The sequence below is a fragment of the Streptomyces sp. NPDC001709 genome, from assembly GCF_053596375.1.
Map to the genome: position 1 here is coordinate 132,809 of NZ_JBSFGB010000007.1, position 17,914 is coordinate 150,722.

Genomic DNA, 17,914 nt, shown 5'->3' on the forward strand with positions numbered 1-17,914 from the left:
ACCCACGCCGACCGTCCACGGCATGCCACCCGAGGCGGAGACACGACCGACGCCGACGACTTCCGGCCGGCAGCCGGACGCCGAGACACGACCCACGCCGACCGTCCACGGCATGCCACCCGAGGCGGAGACACGACCGACGCCGACGACTTCCGGCCGGCAGCCGGACGCCGAGACACGACCCAGGCCAACCGCTCACGGCATGCCACCCGAGGCGGAAGCACGACCGACACCGGCAGCACCCGGTTTGCGGCCGAAGGCTGAGACACAACCCAAGCCAACCGATCACCGCCGCCCGCCCGACAAGGAGACACAGCAGTGGCCCGGCGGGGTCGACCTGCCGCTCAGGGAAGGAAGCACACGGCCCACGCCGACCGTGCCCGGGTTGCGGTCCGGGGACGTGACGCGGCCGGGTCCGGCCGTTGAGGCCACGCTGCCGTTGCGGCCGACGGCGGGGGCGGGCGTGGCCGATCTGCGGATGGGCGGGGAGGCCGGCGCCGACACGGGCGGCGGCACCGCCCGCGCCGGCGGGACGAGCAGGACCGGCGGCGCGGGCAGGGCGGATGCGATCGGCGGCGGCGGTGGGGCCGGTGTTGCGGAGGGCCCGGTCGGCGAGGCGGATCGGCGGCGGGGGCGTCGTACCGTTCTGCTGGCGGTCGCCGGGGCGGGTGTGGCCGTCGTTGCGGTGGCCGGGTTTGCGAATGGGCTGTTGGCGTACCACACGCCGTCCCGGGACCGGGCCGCTCATGAGGTCAGGGAGAGCATCCCGGAGGTGAGCACACCGGGTCCGGCGTCTCCGACGGCGCCCTCCTCCCCAGCCGTGCCCCGCTCGGCCGTGCCGTTGCCCTCCGCGTCGGCGAGCGTCCCGAGCCCGTCGGCCACGCCGTCCACGTCGCCGACCCCGTCCACTTCCGCCGCGAGCTCCCACCCCGCCTCACCCCCCGCATCCGCGACGGCCTCCGTCACCGCGCGCACCACCCCCGCCGTCACCCCGGTACTGCGACCCGGCGACAACGGCCCGGAGGTGGCCGAACTCCAGCTGCGGCTACGGCAGTTGAACCTCTACGGCGACGAGATCAGCGGCAGCTACACCCACCCGGTCGAGGACGCCGTACGCAACTACCAATTGGCTCGCGGCATCCGGGGCGACGCCCTCGGGGTGTACGGGCCGGCGACGAGGAAGAGCCTGGAGGCTGAGACCTCGGAGCCATGAACAGCCCGCAGTCGGAACACAACGTCAGCCGACGCCCACCGAAACGCGACGTCAGCCGATGCGCAGCCGAATCGCCCCGTCGCCCGCCGTCTCGACCCGCACCCGCGTCAGATCCGGCACGGTCACATCGGGAGCATGGCGACCGGCACGGGGTCCGACGCCCACCACCGTCATACCGGCGGAGCGACCCGCCGCGATCCCCGCACCGGAATCCTCGAAGACCACACAGTCGCCGGGATGCACTCCCAGCTCCGCCGCGCCCTTCAGAAAACCCTCGGGGTCCGGCTTGCTCGCGCCGACCGACTCGGCGGTGATCCGGACCTCCGGGAGCGGCAGCCCGGCGGCGTTCATGCGCGCGGTGGACAGCGCGACGTCGGCGGAGGTCACCAGCGCGTGCGGAAGGCCGCGCAGGGAGGCGAGGAAGGCGCTCGCGCCGGGGATCTCGATCACGCCGTCGGTGTCGGCGGTCTCCTCGGCGAGCATGCGCGCGTTGTCGGCGAGGTTCTGCTCCACGGGCCGGTCGGGCAGCAGTACGGCCATGGAGGCGTGTCCCTGCCGGCCGTGGACGACCGTCATCACCTCGTCCCCGTCCAGCCCGTGCCGCTCGGCCCAGCGCCGCCAGATGCGCTCGACGACGGCGTCCGAGTTGACGAGGGTGCCGTCCATGTCGAGCAGGAGGGCGCGGGCGGTAAGGACGGTGGGCGTGGCGGTGGCCGTCATCGGCAGCTCCAGGAACGAAAGGCCCGTGATCGGGAAGGACAAGGCGGCCCCGCCCGCCGGTCAGGGAAAACGAGCGGGAGCCACTTTGTTCCTCCACGGTACAAAACCCGGAGCGGTCCCGCCACCACCCCCCGGAAGGGTTCACCGACCGTTCAGCTCGGCCGGACACGACCTGGGCTCAGCCCGCCACCGCCTCGTACAGGCTCCACACCCCGAGCCCGAGCATCAGCAGCGCCGCGATCTGGGTGATCAGCCGCAGCGGCACCCTCTTCATCAGCGCCTTTCCGCCGACGATGCCGAGTCCGGCGACGGCCCACAGACCGAGCACCGCGCCGAGTCCGACGGAGATCGGGTCGTCGTAGCGGGCGGCGAGGTTGGCGGTCATGATCTGGGTGAGATCGCCGAACTCGGCGACGAGGATCAGCATGAAACCCGTACCGGCGACCTTCCAGAAGGACTGGTCGGCGGGCTTCCTGATCTCCTCCTCGTCCCCGCCCTTCTGCAGCAGCAGCATCGCGGCGCCGCCGATGAAGAGGACGCCCGTGATGGCGTGCACGATCTGCTGGGGCAGCAGGGTCAGCGCGCTGCCGGCGGCGACGGCCAGCACGACGTGCAGCAGGAAGGCGGCGGCGACACCCGCGAAGACGTAGCTCGCGCGGTAGCGGGTGCCGAGGACGAGACCGGCGAGCGCGGTCTTGTCGGGCAGTTCGGCGAGGAAGATGACGCCGAAGACGAGCGCCGTCACGGTGATGCTGATCAAGGTTCCTCAATCGGTCGGGACTGCCCGCCGAGAGTGTGGTACGTCACGCGATGACACCTCGGCATGGCAGCACACTCGGCACCCGTGTCGTGGGACACGGGCGTGCACTGCTTGCCGAAGGTCTCGCTAGCGGCCCCGCGTGGGGTCCGCCTCCGGGCGCCGGCTCAGGCTGGCTGAGCAGTATGTCGACGGTCCGGCGAAGAGCTACTCCCCTTCTGCGCTCCCCATCGTAAGGGATGTGAAGGTTCTGCCCGAAACCCCGCCATGGATGTTGATATGACATGGACACGTCACTAGCTTCTTACCGGACGCTCACCCCACGGCAACACGGGCTCGCGAGCATTCCCTGGTTCGCGCCCCAAAACCCCAACCCCACAAGGGAGTTCACGCATGCCGAAGTTCTACGCGCGTCGACGGCTGAGCATACTCGCCGTCCTTACCGGACTCATAGCCTCCGCCGCCCTGTTCAACTCCCCGAGCGCCTCCGCCGCCCTCCCCACGCCGGTCAGCGCCGCCACCGCCCGCGGCTACCTCTCCCAGCTCACGGTCGCCACCGAGAACCGCACCGGCTACCAGCGCTCCCTCTTCCCAACCTGGATCACCATCTCCGGCACCTGCAACACCCGTGAGTGGATCCTCAAGCGGGACGGTACGAACGTCGTCACCGACTCCGCCTGCACCGCCACCAGCGGAAGCTGGTACTCCCCCTACGACGGGGCCACCTGGACCTCCGCCTCCGACGTCGACATCGACCACCTCGTCCCGCTGGCCGAGGCCTGGGACTCCGGCGCGAGCAAGTGGACCACCGCACAGCGGCAGGCCTTCGCCAACGACGTCACCCGCCCACAGCTCCTCGCCGTCACCGACAACGTGAACCAGGCCAAGGGCGACCAGGACCCGGCCACCTGGGTCCCGTCCCGCTCCGCGTACGTCTGCACGTACGTCCGCGCCTGGGTCCAGGTGAAGTACTACTACGACCTCTCGGTCGACTCCGCCGAGAAGACCGCCCTGACGAAGTACCTGGCGAGCTGCTGACCGGCCCCGCAGCGTCAACGCGCCCGGCGGCGCCGCCCAAGACGGGCGGCGCCGTTTCGGCAGTCGGAGGCCCCTACTACGGCCCCGCGACAAGCCACCTCAGGCCGCAAGCCGTCTCAGGCAGCAGGCCGCCGCCGCATCAGACAACCCCCGCCGCACCCGCGACAAACAAGGCAGCCACACGGACAGCCCCCACGAGCCAGGTGCGGCCGTAACCCCTGCAACGCCCCCCCGGCAAACCACCTCAAGCAGCAGGCCGTCGTCGCATCAGATAGCCCGCCGCCGCGCCCGCGGCGAACAGGGCGGCCACGGAGACGGCCGTGGCGAGCCAGGTGGGGCCGAGCCACTGGGCGCCGTAGTAGCCGAGGGCGGCGCTGTACGCGGCCCAGGAGACGCCGGCCAGGGCGGACCAGGGGACGAAGTCGCGGGCTCGGCGGTGGGCGGCGCCCGCGCAGAGGGAGACGACCGAGCGGCCGGCGGGGGCGAAGCGGGCGAGCACGACCAGCGCGCCGCCGCCCCGGGCCAGCGCATCGCCGAGACGTTCCTGCGCGGTGGTCAGCCGCCGGGAGCGGGCTATCGCCCGGTCCAGCCGCGCACCGCCCCGCCACGCCAGACGGTAGGCCACCAGATCGCCGAGGACCGAGGCGGTCGCCGCGGAGACGATCAGGGCCAGCAGATCCGGCACATCGTGCGGGACCCGGCCGGCCGCCGCTCCCGACCCCGCCGCCGCTGCCGTACCCGCCGTGATGACGAGCACGCCGCTCGGCAGCACCGGAACGAATACGTCGAGCAGAACGGACACGGCCACCGCGGCATAGATCCACGGTCCGGCGGCGAGTGACCCCACACTCTCGAACACGACGACTCCCCTTGTTCCCCCGTTGACAGACAGCCCTACAGCGTACGCCGAAGGTGTGACAGCAGGGCCTCTGGGGGCTCGGGTGACTCATGGGCCGTCATGGGGCCCTCCGCGGGCGTCCCTTCACCCGATCGGCAGCGCCCCGGCGGCGGAGCCGTTCCGTGCCCCTTAGCAATGGAGAGAGGCCTGTCCACGGAAATCAGGCAGACGTCTGGGAGAGACATCAGGCAGACATCCGGCAGACGTCCGGCAGACATCCAAACGAAACGGCGCATGAGCGCAGAAAAGGGTGGACATCATGGTGGCAGCCGTATACGCCGGGGCCCTCGCCGCAGCCCTGTTCGCGACCGGGAGCGGGAGCGGAAGCGCCCACGACTACTCACTGGAGAGGTCCGGCGTGTTCTCCCCGCCGACCGCGCTCGTGAAGTCGTCGGCGGTGACATACGACCAGGACCTGGTCCCGGCGGCCTCCTGGATCCGCGTCAGCCAGCGCACCGATGCGAGCGGTGCCACGACGGTCGAACTGCGCGTGACCGGCGTCAAACCCGGCCACCTCTTCGGGGCGCACATCCACCAGAAGGCCTGCGGCGCCGACCCCGCCGACGCCGGCAAGCACTACCAGAACCAGCCCGGCACGGACACCGCCCACGTCAACAACAAGAACGAGGTCTGGCTGGACTTCAAGTCCGGCATGGCCGGCACGGGCCGCGCCACCGCCACGCACACCTGGGCCTTCCGCAAGGGCGAAGCCTCCTCGGTGGTCATCCACAGCGAGCCCGGCACCATGGGCACCCGGGTGGCCTGCTTCACCGTGCCGTTCGGCGGAGCGTCGTAAGCGGGGGCGGCCGGCCGGCGTCCTGAGCGGGCGTGGGCCGACCGCACAGGACGGCGCCCTTCCCCCTCGTGGCGGGGAAGGGCGCCGTACGCATTCAGGCGGCTATCGGGGTCTGCTCGGCGGCGGACCGCCCGCCCTCGGCCGTGCGGCGGGCGAAGAGCCGGTCGAGGCCGAAGGCACCGGAGCCGGTGAAGACCAGCAGGAGGAACGCCCAGCAGAACAGGGCCGACAGCTCGCCGCCGTTCTGGATGGGCCACAGCGCGACCTGCTGGTGGACGTCGAAGTAGGCGTACGCCATCGAGCCCGAGGCGATCAGCGCGGCGCCGCGGGTGCCGAGTCCGAGGAGCACGAGGCCGCCGGCGACCAGCTGGATCACGGCCGCGTACCAGCCGGGCCAGGTGCCGGCCGGGATCGTGCCGCCCTGGGTGCCCATGGCACCGCCGAGGACGCCGAAGAGGGACGCGGCGCCATGCACGGCGAAGAGCAGGCCTACGACGATGCGGAAGAGCCCGAGGGCATAGGGCTGAGCGGAGTTGAGACGTGCGGACATGAAGGGGTTCTCCTCTTCGGTGTCGGTCGGGCCGGCCGGGGACGTGTGGTGTGTGTGGCCGGTCGTGGGGGCGGCGGTACCGAATGGAAGACCTAGGTTAGGGCTGCCTAATCGATGCTTGCAAGTTCAACATTTGGCCACGACTCCCGCTCCACCGACGGCCCTGTTTCGGCAAAGGCCGCACGCAGGACGGCCCGAGCGACCGCGTCGGCATCCGAAAGCGTGACCGAATCCACACCCGGCCGCGCCCCCGCCGCGGTCACCCAGTGCACCCCCTCCGTGGGCACACCGAAGGCGAACCGCCTTGTGTGGACGGTCGCCTGACGATCGATCAGGTGATACGGCCGCTGGGTCACATCCAGTCCCCCGGTCTCGTAACCGTCCACCGTGTGCGGTCGGCAGCCGCCGTCCGCGAGCAGCCCGGCGAGCAACTCGTCGGCCGTGCGCCGCAGATCGGGCTCCGGGAGACGTGCCTCTATGAGAGTCGTCACACGGACACCGGAACCCGGCACGTCCGGCGAGTACGCCACCCAGGCCCGCTCCTCGGCACGGACCCGGAGGCCCGGTCCCAGCACCTCCACCACGCCCGCCTCCAGCAGAGCCGCCAGTTCCTCGATGCGGCGCCGGGGCGGCCCGATGGACAGAAAGGCGTTGAGCGGGGTGTACCAGCCGTCCAGGTGCCCGCGCCGAGAAGCGCCGCTCAGTCCGCCGTGGTCGACCACCAGCCGTATCTCGTTGCGCAGGTCGCGCAGCACGTCGAGGGCCGCCTTGAGCGGGCCCCGCACATTGCCCAGGGCGGCCTGCGCGGCGTCCTCGCGCAGATACTCCAGCAGCCACGCCCGCCACTGCCCGGGGTCCGTGAACTCTCGCTCCCCGTAAGGCCGGGCAACTCGCTCCCAGCACCACCGCTCGTCCATGCCGACTGCGAACTCGTCCAGGATCAGCGCCTCTCGGGGATCACCATGGGGTACGGCGAGAAAGCGCTCGGTGAAGCCGGCGCGGCCGGTACGGGTGGTACGGCCGGTGTCTTCGGTGAGGGCGCGGTAGTAGACCGTCTCCACCTCCTTCGCGACCAACGGCCATATCTCCGCGAGGAAATCGGGCGCCTCACCGGAGTCGGCACGCTTGCGGAAGCCCGCGATCACCTCCGGCGTGAGCAGCAGCGGGGTGTGCCGGCCGTACTGGCCCTTGGCGTTGTCGCCGCGCGCCTGGTACGGCACCCCGCGCCGTGAACCGGCGTACAGGCGGGGCTCCCGGCCGGAGGGGAGATAGCGCAGGGCGCCGCCGGAGCCGTTCGGGATGAACCGGCCGCCGCGGCCGCTGGTGAAGAGGGCGAGGTAGTCGAAGAAGTTGAGCCCCAGCCCGCGCAGCAGCACGGCCTCGCCCGGTCGTACGGCGTCGAGCTCGACGTCGGCCGGGTTGGCGGGCGGGACGTGGGTGAGGCCGTGCCGGGCGGCGTACGTGGCGGTGCGCCGTTCCTCCGCGTTCGCGGCGGTGGGCAGATGGCCCTGGGCCAGGACCACCGCGGCCAGGCCGGACAGTACGCGGCCGTCGTCGAGAGTGACGGTCTGTCGGCCGTCGGGGTCGTCGTCCAGCCGTACGGCGCGGGCCCGGTGGGTCTCGACACGGATCGCCTCCGGGGCCTCACGGACGGTCCGGGCGAACACCCACTCCAGGTAGCGGCCGTAGTGCGCGCGGGTCGGATAGTCGTCCGGGCCCACCTCGCCGTCCGCCCACTCGTACAGGCTGGGGCCGGGGCGGACGGGGCCCGCGCAGTCCACGCTGTCGTCCGTGAACAGCGTCACCTGGCCGGCCACGGTGTTCATCAGCAGCTCGGCCGGCTGCGAGCTCCGCCAGACCCGGCCGGGGCCGGGCGGCGCCGGGTCGATGACATGGACCGTCAGCCGGACACCAGGCGGAAGCAGCTCCGGCGCGGAGGCGCACAGGCGCTCCAGCACGCTGGTTCCTCGCGGTCCGGCGCCGACCAGGGCGACGGAGGCCGTGGGGGGGTCCTGGGTCGGTGCCAAAGGGGGTCTCCCGGGCGATTGGCGTCCGCCGGCTTAAGCGGACGGGGCGCTTCATCATGCCCGGTGTGCGTGAACGGCCTTGTCTGCGGCCCGAGTTGTCTGTCTTGCCGGCGTTTGGGGGCAGGTGCGGATAGTTGTGGTCAGGTGCGGATTGTGGGGGGTGGTGCGGGGATTCGCCGGGGTGCGGGTGCCTGCCCCCGTACCTCCAGGCTCCCGAGCAACTCCGCCGTCGCCTCCGCCACCGCGGTCACCGCGCGGTCGAAGGCCTCGCGGTTGTGGGCGGCGGGGGCGCGGAACCCCGAGATCTTGCGTACGTACTGCAGCGCGGCGGCGTGGATGTCCTCCTCCGTGGCCTCACCGGGCAGCACGGGCGGACGCAGCGTCTTGATACTCCGGCACATGCCCCCAGTCTCACGCACCCGGCGCCCCGGTGCGATGATCACGTCGAAGGCGGCCACCGGCACCCGGGGCCGACCGTTGAAAGGAAGCCTCATGGCAACCAAGAACACCGTGGCCGTCCTCGGCCCCGGCGGCACCGGCGGCCTGCTCGCCGCCCTGCTCTCCCACTCCGGCCACCGCGTCATCTGCCTGGCCCAGGACCGCACGGCCGACACCCTGCGCCGTACCGGAATCACGGTCCGCAGCCCGCAGTTCGGCGAGTTCACCGCCCCCGTCGAGACGGACACCGAGCTGCGTGAACCGGTGGACGCCTGCCTGATCGCCGTCAAGCACACCGCCCTGGACGCCGCTCTCACCCGCGTCCCGCCCGCCGCCCTGGGCGACGCCCTCGTCGTACCGCTCCTGAACGGCGTCGAACACCCCGCCGCCCTGCGCACCCGCTACCGTCCCGACCGCGTGGCCCCCGCCGTGATCCGCGTGGAGTCCACCCGCCTCGCCCCGGGCGTGATCGAGCACGGCAGCCCCTTCACGGAGATCGACCTCGCGGGCGACGGAGTACCGCGTCCCCTCCTCGACCGCTCGGCGGCAGCCCTCGCTTCCGCCGGCGTGACCGCCCGCGTGGTCGAGGACGAGACGGCGGCCCTGTGGGCCAAGATGGCCTTCCTCGCCCCGTTCGCCCTGCTCACCACCCGGTACGGCCTCCCGCTCGGCGAGGTCCGCACCCGGCACCGCCCGGAACTGGAGTCCCTGGTCGCCGAGACCGCGGCGGTCAGCCGTGCCTGCGGCGCCGCGGCCGACCCGGCCCGGGCCCTGGCCCGGTACGACGCCTTCCCGCCCGGCGCCAAGTCGTCCATGCAGCGCGACGCCGAGGCGGGCCGGCCGCTCGAACTCGACGCCATCGGCGGGGCGCTGCTGCGCGCGGCGGACCGGCACGGCGTACCGGTTCCGGTGACGACCCGACTGGTGGGCGAACTGCGGGCCGCCGGCCACTGAGGCCCCCCGTCCGGTCCGCCTGGGACTCGGCCACCCGTTCGCGTGAACCTCATAGCCGAACTCGCCCCCCAAAATCGAACAGGCGTAGCATTGCCGCGTGGCGACGACCTATGAATTCCCCAGTGACCTTCTCGCCGGTCAGGAGGAGCTGCATCAGGTCCGGGCCGAGCTGTCGGCTCTGCTCAAGCGGCTGCCCTGGTCGGTCGAGCCGGCCGACGGTTTCAGCGACGACACCGGCTGGCGCAAGGTGGAGCGGCCCGCGTCCCCGGGCTGGACGGCGGACGAACAGGCCGAGGTGGAGAAGCTGCGCCGCCGCGAGCACGAGCTCGCGGTGTTCGTCAGCACGCACCGTTTCTGGGCCGAGGTCGCGGCAGCGGACCGCGTGGACGCCCGCACCAAGCTGAAGCACGCCCACGAGCAGACAAGGGAGCAGACGGCGGACTAAGCGGAGCAGAAGAGGAGTGCACAAGGCAGAAGCCCTCGGCCATGCGGCCGAGGGCTTCTCGCTGGTGGGCGCGGACGGTTTCGAACCGCCGACATCCTGCTTGTAAGGCAGGCGCTCTACCCCTGAGCTACGCACCCGGACACCCGGGCTGCGCGCCCAGGACGAGTCGACAGCCTACCTTGCCGGGACCGGTGCACCGCAAACCCGTAAGGGATCGTGTGCGGGGGTAGCGGGGGTTATCCCCACCCCGGGTCCGGGAGTCTCCCGGATGCCCGGCCGGAGCGTGATCGCTTACGGTCGTCACAGTCCGACACACTCCGGCCGCCGCACCCGGCGGACCGGTTCAGGGGGAGATTTCGCATGACCCGTTCCGTTGCCGTCCGCACTGCCGCCATGGCCGTGGTCACCGGGGTGCTCGTCGCGGGAGTGAGCGCCTGCGGCGCCTCCGCCGACGACGACAAGCACCCCGACCACCGGTCCTTCGCGCTGCACGGCCGCACCCTCACCGTCGACTCCGACGACGCGGCGCTGGACGTCGTCGCCGCGAAGGGGACCAAGGCGGGGACGGTCCAGGTCACCCGGTGGTTCAAAGGGAGGGTCGTCGTCGGCGGCAGCCCCAGGGTGAGCTGGTCCTTCCAGCACGACCGGCTGGTGCTGCGGATGCACTGCTCCGGGTTCATAGCCGACTGCTCGGCCCGGTACCGCATCGAGGTGCCGCAGGGGGTCGGGGTCTCCGTCGACGACGGGAACGGCGGCGTGCAGGCACGCGGCTTCGCCGATCCGCTCGGCATCCGCACCAGCAACGGTTCCGTGCGCGTCACGGATTCCACCGGACCGCTCGACCTGCACTCGGACAACGGCCCGATCCGCGCGGACGTCTCCGCGCCCCGGGTGCGGGCCGAGACCAGCAACGGCCCGGTGGACCTCACCCTCGGCCGCGTGCCGGACCACGTGGACGTCACCAGCGACAACGGCCCGGTGACGGTCGCGCTGCCCCACGCCGCCTACCACGTGACGGCTGAGTCGGACAACGGAGGGGTGTCGGTGTCCGTGCCCCGGGACGACAAGAGCCCGCACGCCGTGTCCGCGGACTCCGCGAACGGGAAGGTCACGGTCCGAACGGCGAACTGACCGGCCCGTGTGTTCGTCTACAACGGGTGGGAGAATGACACCACCCACGGCGACGCACAGCACGGGAGAGGGATGTGACGGCGACACCGGGCACGCCAGCGACGCGGACGTACCCGCCGTCGACCGTCCGGGCCCGGTCCGGGTCCACGGCTCTGCGCGACACCCTCACCTTGATCAGCCTGCCGGTGCTGGCCGCGCTGGCCCTGCCCGCCGCGTTCGCGGGCGGCGGCACCCGGCGTTGGTTCGGCGGCCGGGCCGAGGGCCAGCGGGCCGAGGCGCAGGCGGCGAAGGACGCCGCGGCGGCCGCGTTCTACGAACTGGACACCGCCCAGCGGGATCTCAGGATCTCCATCGAGACCATCACGGCGGTGGACGACTCCCCCGCCGCCCGGGGTGCCGTCACCGACTTCGCGGCGCTCGGCCGGCGCATCGACGAGGTCAGCCAGCGGTACATCCAGGCCGTCGACGCCCATGACCTGGACCGGGACGACCTGGAGGCCTCGGCTGCCGCCCGGGCACGCTCGGAGCTGACGTCCGCCAAGGACGAGCTGCTCCGGGTCAAGCAGGAGCTGGACCGGTTCGGCGGCTCGCTCGGGCCGCTGCTCGGCAAGGCGGAGACCCAGCTGGCCCGGCTGGCGCCCGCGGTGGAGCGGGCCCGGCAGGCACTGCTGGGCGCGAGCAACGCCCTGGACGCCGTACGGGAGCGGGGTCTGCGCGCCGATGACCTGGCCGGCCGGCTCGCCGCGCTGTCCCCGGAGCTGACCAGGCTCAACCAGGGCGCGGGTCAGCACGGCGTGGCGCAGACGCTGGAGCGGGCCGAACGGGTGCAGCGGGAGGCCGGGGCGATCCGCGCCGAGGCCGAGCGGCTGCCGGAGAAGGCCGCCGAGATCGATCACCGGCTGGTCAGCCTGCGCACCCGGGCCCAGGCGCTGACCACCCGGGCCGGGCAGGTGGACCCGGTACTCAGCGAGCTGCGGCGCCGGTTCGCGGCCGCCTGCTGGCAGGACCTGCAGCAGGTGCCCGAGCAGGCCACGGAGAACGTACGGCAGGCCGAGCTGAAGCTCCGCGAGGCGCAGGCGGCGCGCGACGCGCAGCGCTGGGCGGACGCCACGTCGCTGCTGTCGACGGTACGGGCGCTGCTGAACACCACCGACGAGGCCGTGTCGGCCGCGGGTGAGCGGCTGCGGCGGTTGAACGAGGTGCAGAAGGATCCGCAGGCGGAGATCGAGCGGACCCGGTTCGCGATCCGGGACGCCCAGCGGCTGGCCATGACCGGCCGTACGACGCCGGATCCCCGGCACGCGCGTCCGCTGGACGATGCGGTGGCACGGCTGGAGCGGGCGATCGGGGCGTTGGAGGTGGGGCGGCATCCCGACTATTGGCACTTCCTGAGCGAGACCGATGCGGTACGGCTGGCCACCGCTCGGGTGGTGGCGCAGATTCGTGAGGAGCGCGGGGGCCACTGAGGCCCTGGGGAACTGCAGTCCCCTCGGCCGCATGGCAGCGTCCGCGTGTGTTGCCGCGTGAGTCGGGCAGGCGGATATTGGATGGACGCATGGCCTCCGCTAGCGCCCGAGGGAGGCGGATATGGCCACACACGCTGTGCACACGAAACCGCGGCGGCGGATGGAGTTCGACAAGCACCTTCCCGTCGACCACCGGCTGAACACGGTCTACCGGGTCGGCGCGGGCCTGATCGGCGCGTTCCTCGTCGTCTTCGGCGTCCTGGGTCTGATCAACCACATCGGTTTCTTCGACACCGGCGGTAACGCGGTGGCCGGGCTGAACACCAACGGCACGCTGAGCGTCCTGTCCATCGTCGTCGGGGCGATCCTGCTGGCCGGCATGGTGATCGGCGGGAACGTGGCGTCCACGTTGAACATGGTGTTCGGGGTGCTGTTCCTGCTGAACGGCTTCCTGTTCCTCGGCCTGCTCGACACCCCGAACAACTTCCTGGCGTTCAAGATCCAGAACGTGCTGTTCAGCTTCGTCGTGGGCCTGCTGCTGATGACTTTCGGCATGTACGGGCGGGTCGGCTCGACCCTGCCGCACGACAACCCGTACTGGCGGGCCCGTCACCCCGAGGCGACGGAGCAGGAGCCGCATGAGCAGCGCGGAGCCGGTTAATCTGTGGCCATGCCTCGCTATGAGTACCGCTGCCGCACGTGCGGCGACACGTTCGAACTCAGTCGGCCTATGGCGGAGTCCGCCGCACCCGCGAACTGCCCTGCCGGGCACGGCGACACGGTGAAGCTGCTGTCCACCGTCGCGGTGGGGGGTACGGCCGCCAAGACGTCCGCCCCTGCCGGCGGCGGGGGCGGATGTTGTGGCGGAGGGTGTTGCGGCTAGGCGGGAAGGTGCGTCGTCGGTTGCGGCACTAGGTCGGCTGCCGTGCCGCCCGTAGGAACTCCCGTACGATCCGCTCCCCCGCCAGTACCCCCCGCTCCGGCAGCGCGCTGATGTCCGGCGCGCTCCACCCGGTGTCCGCCAGCTCGCCGTGGCCCGGGCGCCAGCCCCGGTCGGCGGCGAGGAGGAGGTCGGCGTCCAGGAGGGAGTCGCCGGCCGCCAGCGTCAGCGCGGCGCCGGTGCGGCGGGCGACCTCCCGTACCGCCGCGCTCTTGGTGAGCGGCTTGGGGACGGCGTAGATCTTGCGGCCCTGGAGCGAGACGGTCCAGCCCCGGTTCTCCGCCCACACCGCCAGCTCCTTCACCCACTCCTCGGGCAGCAGCTCGCGCTCGACGACGAGATAGGCGAACAGATCCTCCGCGACGCGGTGCTTGCGCACCCAGGCGGGGTCGGCGCAACGCAGCAGATGCTCGCCGACCTCCGCCAGCGGCGCGCACTCGTCGGCGAGGCGGGCGAGCACACCGGCATGCCAGTCGGCGTCCGTCACCCCGTCGACCAGGAGATGACCGCCGTTGGCGCAGATCGCGTACTTCGGGGGCGGGCCGGGCAGGTTGATCCGCTGGTACTGCTTGCGCGTCCGGGTCGTCGTCGGCACGAAGAGGGCCGTGTCGCCCAGGTCGGTCAGCAGCTGGGCCGCCGTCTCGGTCATGTAGGAGAGCGGCCTGGCCTCGTGCACCTCCACACACAGCAGCCGGGGCGCCCGCGCGTCCGGCATGGTCAGCGCGAGGGCCGCGGAGGAGTAGATCAGCGTACGGTCGAGGTCGCTCGCCACCAGCACCGGCATCAGACGTTCACCGCCTTGCCGTCGGCGCCCGTGGCCCCGCGCGTGTACCTGGGGTGGATCAACCCGACGCAGGTGTACGGCAGTTCGGCGACCTCCTCGACGGGGACGCCCCTTTGTCCGGCGAGCAGGCGGACGTGGTCGAGGTCGGCGCCGGCCCCTTCGCGGGCCAGGATCTTCCAGGGCACCCGGCGCAGCAGCACCCGGGTGGTCTCGCCGACGCCGGGCTTGACGAGGTTCACGTCGTGGATGCCGTACTCCTCGCTGATCCGCTCGACCGCCCGCCAGCCGGCCCAGGTCGGGGTGCGCTCCTCGGCCATCAGCTCCTTGACCGCCGTGGCGACGGTGTCGGCGACCTCGGGGAAGCGGGCGGAGACGGCGTCGAGGAAGGCCACGGAGACATCGGCACCGGCCAGTTCGCGGTAGAACTTCGCGCCGTGGAAGTCGTCCGGGCCGACCAGGTCCGCGCGCAGGACCGTACGCGAAATCAGGCCGGATACGGTCGAGTTGAGGCAGGCGGAGGGTATGAGGAAGTCCTCGCGGGTGCCGTAGGTGCGCACACAGGAGCCCGGATCGGCGAGTACGGCGATCTCCGGGTCGAAGCCGGTGATGCCCTCCTTCTCCTCGAACTCCTCGATGGCCTGGGCGAGTTCGCGGGTGATGGCGCCCTTGCCGGTCCAGCCGTCGACGAAGACCACGTCCTGCGGGTCGTGGTGGGCGGCGAGCCAGCGCAGCGCGCCCGCGTCGATACCCCGGCCGCGCACGATCGACACGGCGTAGTGCGGCAGGTCGAGGCCGTGCCGGAACTGCGCCCAGCGGCGCATCAGGATGCCGACCGGAGTGCCGGCGCGGGCGAGCGAGACCAGCACCGGGCGCGGCGACCGCTCGGCGATGACGGCCTCGGTCACCACACCGACGGCCTGCGCGATCCGGGCCGCGGAGGCGTCGAGGGCCGTGTGGAACAGCTCCTGGTACTGCTCGCTCGGCTGGTACTCCACCGGCAGCGACTCGGCGTAGTGCGCGCCGCCGCTCTGGATGGCCTCCTCCCGCTCCTCGGTCGGCGCCTCCAGGGTGACGTCGGAGAGATCCTGGAGCAGCCAGCCGACCTCGTCGGGCGCGTACGAGGAGAATGCGGGACCACGGAGGGGCTCGGGCAGCATGGCCGGCCTTTCGGAAGCGTGCGGTACGTACGACGGGACGACCGCGAGCAGGACGTGCGGGGTGTGGGCGGCGAGGCGGGCCAGCAGGCCGCCGGGCGCGTGCAGGGCCGGTGTGTCGGCGACGGAGTCGACCACGGCGACGACGGCATCGAAGCCGCCGCCTGCGACGTTGTAGGCGTACCTCTCGCCGGGGCCGTCGGCCGGGTCGTCGTGGGCGGGGAAGACCAGCCGGCTGCGGATCGCGTACCCGGGGTCGTCCAGCGCCAGCACGGGCGAGCGGGTGGTGGTGGAGAACCGCACCTCGGCGTCCGTGACGTGCTCGACCTCACGGGCGAGACGCAGCGGGGCGTACATCAGCTCCTCGAAGCCGAGGACCAGGACGCGGCGGGCGCCGGCGGGGAGGGCGTTGTGTATTCGGGCGGCCATGGCGGGCAGCGCGGCCTCCAGGCGGGCCCGATGAGCAGGGGTGAAACCGTGACGTCCACCGTCGGGGAGGCGGTGAGGCCAGTGGAGATCCACTCGGGTGACACTGCCGTACGACGGCTCGGGCGAGCCGTGAAGCCGGTCGTGCTCGGCGACCAGCCGCTGCCCCTTCTCCAGCACACGCTCCGGCAGCCGTACGGTCCCGGAGGCAGCGGCGACCAGGTCCACCCGGGCGCCGATCTCGGTGGCGAACCGATCCATGCGGTCGGCGTCCTCAGGCGAGCGCATGTCGACCAGGGCGACCACCACGTAACGCTTGCGCGGATAGCGTTCGTGCAGCTCACGGATGGTGTTCAGGACCGTGTTCCCGGTGGAGAACTCGTCGTCGACCAGGATCAGCGGGCCATCTCCGGCCAGCAGGCCGGGATCCTCGGGGAGCAGCAGGTGGGAGGTGGCGTGCGAGTGGCTCTCCTCGAAGCCGCCCGCACGGGCGACCCCGGCCACCGGCCGACGGGTGGAGTGCAGATACGGCGCCGCACCGAGCCCGTCGGCGACCGCGTGGCCCAGCCCGGTCGCCGTCTCCGCGTACCCCAGGACCACGGCACCGGCGGCCTCGGCCTCACCGAGCAGTTCATGGACGCGTCGGCCCAGGCGGTGGCCATGCCCGTACACCACCGTCGGCGACTGCGGCACATGCTTGCCGAGGACGTTGGACACCAGCAGATGGGCCCGCTTGGGGTTGCGCCGCAGGGCGAGCCCGAGCAGGCTCCGCAAGCCGTCGTCCCCCACGAGTTCGACCCCGAGTCGCTCGGCGACCCAGCTGCCGGACCAGACCCCGTGGTTCTCTGCGTTCTTCATGCGTTCCTTATTCCGGCGGCGAGCAGCTCGACGAAGCCGACGTCCTCGTGGGCCACGCCGAAGACCTCGGCGCGCAGCAGGGTCCGCTCGGCCCAGGCGCGGTGCGGTTTCACCTCGTTCATCTTGTTCGTGTAGGCCGACCGCAGTACACCCCCGCCGCCGCGTTCCGGCCGCAGGATGTCCTGGGCGTCGCTGTACTCCTCGTGGCTGACCACGGACAGCGCGTGGACGGGCAGCACGTGGGAGGGGTGGATGCAGGTCTTGCCGAGCAGGCCGTTGGCCTGGTCGAGGGAGATCTCCCGCAGCAGGCCGTCCATGGCGTGCTCGATCAGCTTCTCGCGCAGCTCGACGGCCTGTACCTCCAGGAAGGGGCTCTGCCTCAGCTGCGGCTTGAACATGCGCTCGGAGACCCGGAAGTACTCCCACACCGGCCCGGTCACGGTGAATCCGGTGCCGTCGGCCCGGCCCAGCATGTTCACGACGTCGGCGATCACGGAGGCGACGACCTGGACGTCGTAGGCGGTCATGTCGGGGGCGCGGCGCAGGCCGTAGGAGGAGCAGAAGTCGGTCACGCCGAGGCGCAGGGCGAGCACCTGGTCGCGGTACTTGTCGACCGCGCGGAAGATGCCCTCCAGGGTGTCCACGCGGGACTCGCGATAGAGCAGCTCCGGGGACTCCAGGACGGGCATCGCGAAGAGCCGGTGCCCGCTGTCGGCCTCGGCGGCCGTCAGGGCCTCCAGGAAGGGGATGCCGCGCTCCTCGGTGAACTTCGGCAGCACGAATCCGGACAGCAGCCGCACGGTCGGGCCGAGCCGCCGTACCAGGTCGGGGATCTGCTCGGGGGTGCGCACCCGGATGAACAGCAGCGGCGGCTCGGTGCCGGGCCGGGCGGCCAGGTCGGCGAACTGCCGGACGAGGTTGTCCTCGCCGGCCACGACGTCCGCGTCGTCGATGGAGTCCTCCAGGCACAGCACCATCGAGATCACGCCGTTCTCGGCCTGCTTGACGATGTCGTCGGCGAGCCGCGGCCGGGTGGCCGGGCTGTACAGGGTGGCGCCGAGGGCGGCGGCGAGCAGCCGGGCCGGGGAGTCCGCGGTGAACGCGCACGGCTCCCGGTGGAACAGGCGCTGCCGCACCTCGGGGGCGATATGCCCGAAATGACGCATACGACTCCTTCAGGGCGCGGACCCGAGTCTCCGTGTTCGGTAAAGGGTGGCCGGTAATAGTACGTAGGGATCCATGTCAGGGGTTCCCTGCGGGCATGAATTTCCGGTAACTCGCCCGTGTCGGCAGCGCTCTGGGACACTACCCCCCGCATT

The 17,914-nt window shown here is 71.9% G+C and carries 19 protein-coding genes and 1 tRNA gene; 9 read left to right on the forward strand and 11 right to left on the reverse strand.

What is annotated here, in order from left to right; all coding sequences use genetic code 11:
- Positions 1–744 precede the first annotated feature (744 nt).
- Positions 745–966 (reverse strand): hypothetical protein, encoded by a 222-nt coding sequence (locus ACWC0C_RS13190; protein ID WP_450863807.1) that lies wholly within the window; start codon positions 964–966, stop codon positions 745–747.
- Between the two features lie 58 nt (positions 967–1,024).
- On the opposite strand from ACWC0C_RS13190, the gene ACWC0C_RS13195 reads away from it, so the two are divergent.
- Positions 1,025–1,213 carry a peptidoglycan-binding domain-containing protein gene (locus ACWC0C_RS13195; protein WP_450863809.1) on the forward strand — a complete coding sequence of 63 codons (189 nt, stop codon included), beginning with the start codon at positions 1,025–1,027 and terminating at the stop codon, positions 1,211–1,213.
- A 51-nt stretch (positions 1,214–1,264) separates the two neighbouring features.
- Here the strand turns inward: ACWC0C_RS13195 and ACWC0C_RS13200 are convergent, their stop codons facing one another.
- Entirely contained in the window at positions 1,265–1,933 is a 669-nt protein-coding gene (locus tag ACWC0C_RS13200; protein ID WP_450863811.1) for an HAD family hydrolase, read from the reverse strand.
- A 178-nt stretch (positions 1,934–2,111) separates the two neighbouring features.
- Positions 2,112–2,693, reverse strand: a complete 582-nt coding sequence (locus ACWC0C_RS13205) for a TMEM165/GDT1 family protein (protein ID WP_449201144.1) — start codon at positions 2,691–2,693, stop codon at positions 2,112–2,114.
- Between the two features lie 390 nt (positions 2,694–3,083).
- Between ACWC0C_RS13205 and ACWC0C_RS13210 the strand changes: the two genes are divergently transcribed.
- A complete protein-coding gene (locus ACWC0C_RS13210) occupies positions 3,084–3,728 on the forward strand; it encodes an HNH endonuclease family protein (protein WP_450863813.1) in 645 nt (214 codons plus the stop codon).
- Positions 3,729–3,972: 244 nt separating this feature from the next.
- Here the strand turns inward: ACWC0C_RS13210 and ACWC0C_RS13215 are convergent, their stop codons facing one another.
- Positions 3,973–4,587 (reverse strand): DedA family protein, encoded by a 615-nt coding sequence (locus ACWC0C_RS13215; protein ID WP_449201146.1) that lies wholly within the window; start codon positions 4,585–4,587, stop codon positions 3,973–3,975.
- Positions 4,588–4,885: 298 nt separating this feature from the next.
- Between ACWC0C_RS13215 and ACWC0C_RS13220 the strand changes: the two genes are divergently transcribed.
- Positions 4,886–5,422, forward strand: coding sequence for a superoxide dismutase family protein (locus ACWC0C_RS13220; protein ID WP_450863815.1), 537 nt, complete (start codon positions 4,886–4,888; stop codon positions 5,420–5,422).
- A gap of 94 nt (positions 5,423–5,516) precedes the next feature.
- Here the strand turns inward: ACWC0C_RS13220 and ACWC0C_RS13225 are convergent, their stop codons facing one another.
- The 3 genes from ACWC0C_RS13225 to ACWC0C_RS13235 all read right to left on the reverse strand — a co-directional run bounded on the left by ACWC0C_RS13225 (position 5,517) and on the right by ACWC0C_RS13235 (position 8,400).
- Entirely contained in the window at positions 5,517–5,972 is a 456-nt protein-coding gene (locus ACWC0C_RS13225) for a DoxX family protein (RefSeq protein ID WP_450863817.1), read from the reverse strand.
- 107 nt (positions 5,973–6,079) lie between these two features.
- The gene (locus tag ACWC0C_RS13230; RefSeq protein WP_450863819.1) at positions 6,080–7,999 is read right to left on the reverse strand and encodes an FAD/NAD(P)-binding protein; all 1,920 of its coding nucleotides are present in this window, start codon (positions 7,997–7,999) and stop codon (positions 6,080–6,082) included.
- 140 nt (positions 8,000–8,139) lie between these two features.
- Positions 8,140–8,400, reverse strand: coding sequence for a DUF2277 domain-containing protein (locus ACWC0C_RS13235; protein ID WP_449201150.1), 261 nt, complete (start codon positions 8,398–8,400; stop codon positions 8,140–8,142).
- Positions 8,401–8,491: 91 nt separating this feature from the next.
- Here ACWC0C_RS13235 and ACWC0C_RS13240 point away from each other — a divergent pair, with 91 nt between their 5' ends.
- Entirely contained in the window at positions 8,492–9,391 is a 900-nt protein-coding gene (locus ACWC0C_RS13240; RefSeq protein WP_450863821.1) for a ketopantoate reductase family protein, read from the forward strand.
- Positions 9,392–9,488: 97 nt separating this feature from the next.
- Positions 9,489–9,836, forward strand: coding sequence for a hypothetical protein (locus ACWC0C_RS13245; protein WP_450863823.1), 348 nt, complete (start codon positions 9,489–9,491; stop codon positions 9,834–9,836).
- 62 nt (positions 9,837–9,898) lie between these two features.
- Here ACWC0C_RS13245 and ACWC0C_RS13250 read toward each other — a convergent pair.
- Positions 9,899–9,973, reverse strand: a tRNA-Val gene (locus ACWC0C_RS13250).
- A gap of 223 nt (positions 9,974–10,196) precedes the next feature.
- Between ACWC0C_RS13250 and ACWC0C_RS13255 the strand changes: the two genes are divergently transcribed.
- From ACWC0C_RS13255 to ACWC0C_RS13270, 4 genes are all read left to right on the forward strand, one after another.
- Entirely contained in the window at positions 10,197–10,967 is a 771-nt protein-coding gene (locus ACWC0C_RS13255) for a DUF4097 family beta strand repeat-containing protein (RefSeq protein ID WP_449201153.1), read from the forward strand.
- A 74-nt stretch (positions 10,968–11,041) separates the two neighbouring features.
- Positions 11,042–12,433 carry a hypothetical protein gene (locus ACWC0C_RS13260; protein WP_449201154.1) on the forward strand — a complete coding sequence of 464 codons (1,392 nt, stop codon included), beginning with the start codon at positions 11,042–11,044 and terminating at the stop codon, positions 12,431–12,433.
- Between the two features lie 121 nt (positions 12,434–12,554).
- The gene (locus ACWC0C_RS13265; RefSeq protein WP_449201155.1) at positions 12,555–13,094 is read left to right on the forward strand and encodes a DUF4383 domain-containing protein; all 540 of its coding nucleotides are present in this window, start codon (positions 12,555–12,557) and stop codon (positions 13,092–13,094) included.
- Positions 13,095–13,103: 9 nt separating this feature from the next.
- Positions 13,104–13,316: an FmdB family zinc ribbon protein gene (locus tag ACWC0C_RS13270; protein WP_449201156.1), complete on the forward strand. Its 213-nt coding sequence runs from the start codon at positions 13,104–13,106 to the stop codon at positions 13,314–13,316.
- Positions 13,317–13,344: 28 nt separating this feature from the next.
- Here ACWC0C_RS13270 and ACWC0C_RS13275 read toward each other — a convergent pair whose 3' ends face one another.
- Genes ACWC0C_RS13275 through ACWC0C_RS13285 form a run of 3 tightly spaced genes read right to left on the reverse strand, consistent with a single transcriptional unit; the run spans position 13,345 to position 17,761 of the window.
- Positions 13,345–14,157: an HAD family hydrolase gene (locus ACWC0C_RS13275; RefSeq protein WP_450863826.1), complete on the reverse strand. Its 813-nt coding sequence runs from the start codon at positions 14,155–14,157 to the stop codon at positions 13,345–13,347.
- The gene (locus ACWC0C_RS13280; protein ID WP_450863828.1) at positions 14,157–16,595 is read right to left on the reverse strand and encodes a phosphoribosyltransferase; all 2,439 of its coding nucleotides are present in this window, start codon (positions 16,593–16,595) and stop codon (positions 14,157–14,159) included. The genes ACWC0C_RS13275 and ACWC0C_RS13280 overlap by 1 nt, the downstream gene beginning before the upstream one ends.
- The gene (locus ACWC0C_RS13285) at positions 16,592–17,761 is read right to left on the reverse strand and encodes an HpcH/HpaI aldolase/citrate lyase family protein (protein WP_449197891.1); all 1,170 of its coding nucleotides are present in this window, start codon (positions 17,759–17,761) and stop codon (positions 16,592–16,594) included. Before ACWC0C_RS13285 ends, ACWC0C_RS13280 begins: the two co-directional genes overlap by 4 nt.
- Positions 17,762–17,914: the final 153 nt, after the last annotated feature.

Bases quoted from the DNA above. Each gene is read 5' to 3' on its own strand.
- ACWC0C_RS13200 (WP_450863811.1), bottom strand. From the start codon at position 1,933: ATGACGGCCACCGCCACGCCCACCGTCCTTACCGCCCGCGCCCTCCTG.
- ACWC0C_RS13210 (WP_450863813.1), top strand. From the start codon at position 3,084: ATGCCGAAGTTCTACGCGCGTCGACGGCTGAGCATACTCGCCGTCCTT.
- ACWC0C_RS13220 (WP_450863815.1), top strand. From the start codon at position 4,886: ATGGTGGCAGCCGTATACGCCGGGGCCCTCGCCGCAGCCCTGTTCGCG.
- ACWC0C_RS13225 (WP_450863817.1), bottom strand. From the start codon at position 5,972: ATGTCCGCACGTCTCAACTCCGCTCAGCCCTATGCCCTCGGGCTCTTC.
- ACWC0C_RS13235 (WP_449201150.1), bottom strand. From the start codon at position 8,400: ATGTGCCGGAGTATCAAGACGCTGCGTCCGCCCGTGCTGCCCGGTGAG.
- ACWC0C_RS13240 (WP_450863821.1), top strand. From the start codon at position 8,492: ATGGCAACCAAGAACACCGTGGCCGTCCTCGGCCCCGGCGGCACCGGC.
- ACWC0C_RS13255 (WP_449201153.1), top strand. From the start codon at position 10,197: ATGACCCGTTCCGTTGCCGTCCGCACTGCCGCCATGGCCGTGGTCACC.
- ACWC0C_RS13265 (WP_449201155.1), top strand. From the start codon at position 12,555: ATGGCCACACACGCTGTGCACACGAAACCGCGGCGGCGGATGGAGTTC.
- ACWC0C_RS13270 (WP_449201156.1), top strand. From the start codon at position 13,104: ATGCCTCGCTATGAGTACCGCTGCCGCACGTGCGGCGACACGTTCGAA.
- ACWC0C_RS13275 (WP_450863826.1), bottom strand. From the start codon at position 14,157: ATGCCGGTGCTGGTGGCGAGCGACCTCGACCGTACGCTGATCTACTCC.
- ACWC0C_RS13280 (WP_450863828.1), bottom strand. From the start codon at position 16,595: ATGAAGAACGCAGAGAACCACGGGGTCTGGTCCGGCAGCTGGGTCGCC.
- ACWC0C_RS13285 (WP_449197891.1), bottom strand. From the start codon at position 17,761: ATGCGTCATTTCGGGCATATCGCCCCCGAGGTGCGGCAGCGCCTGTTC.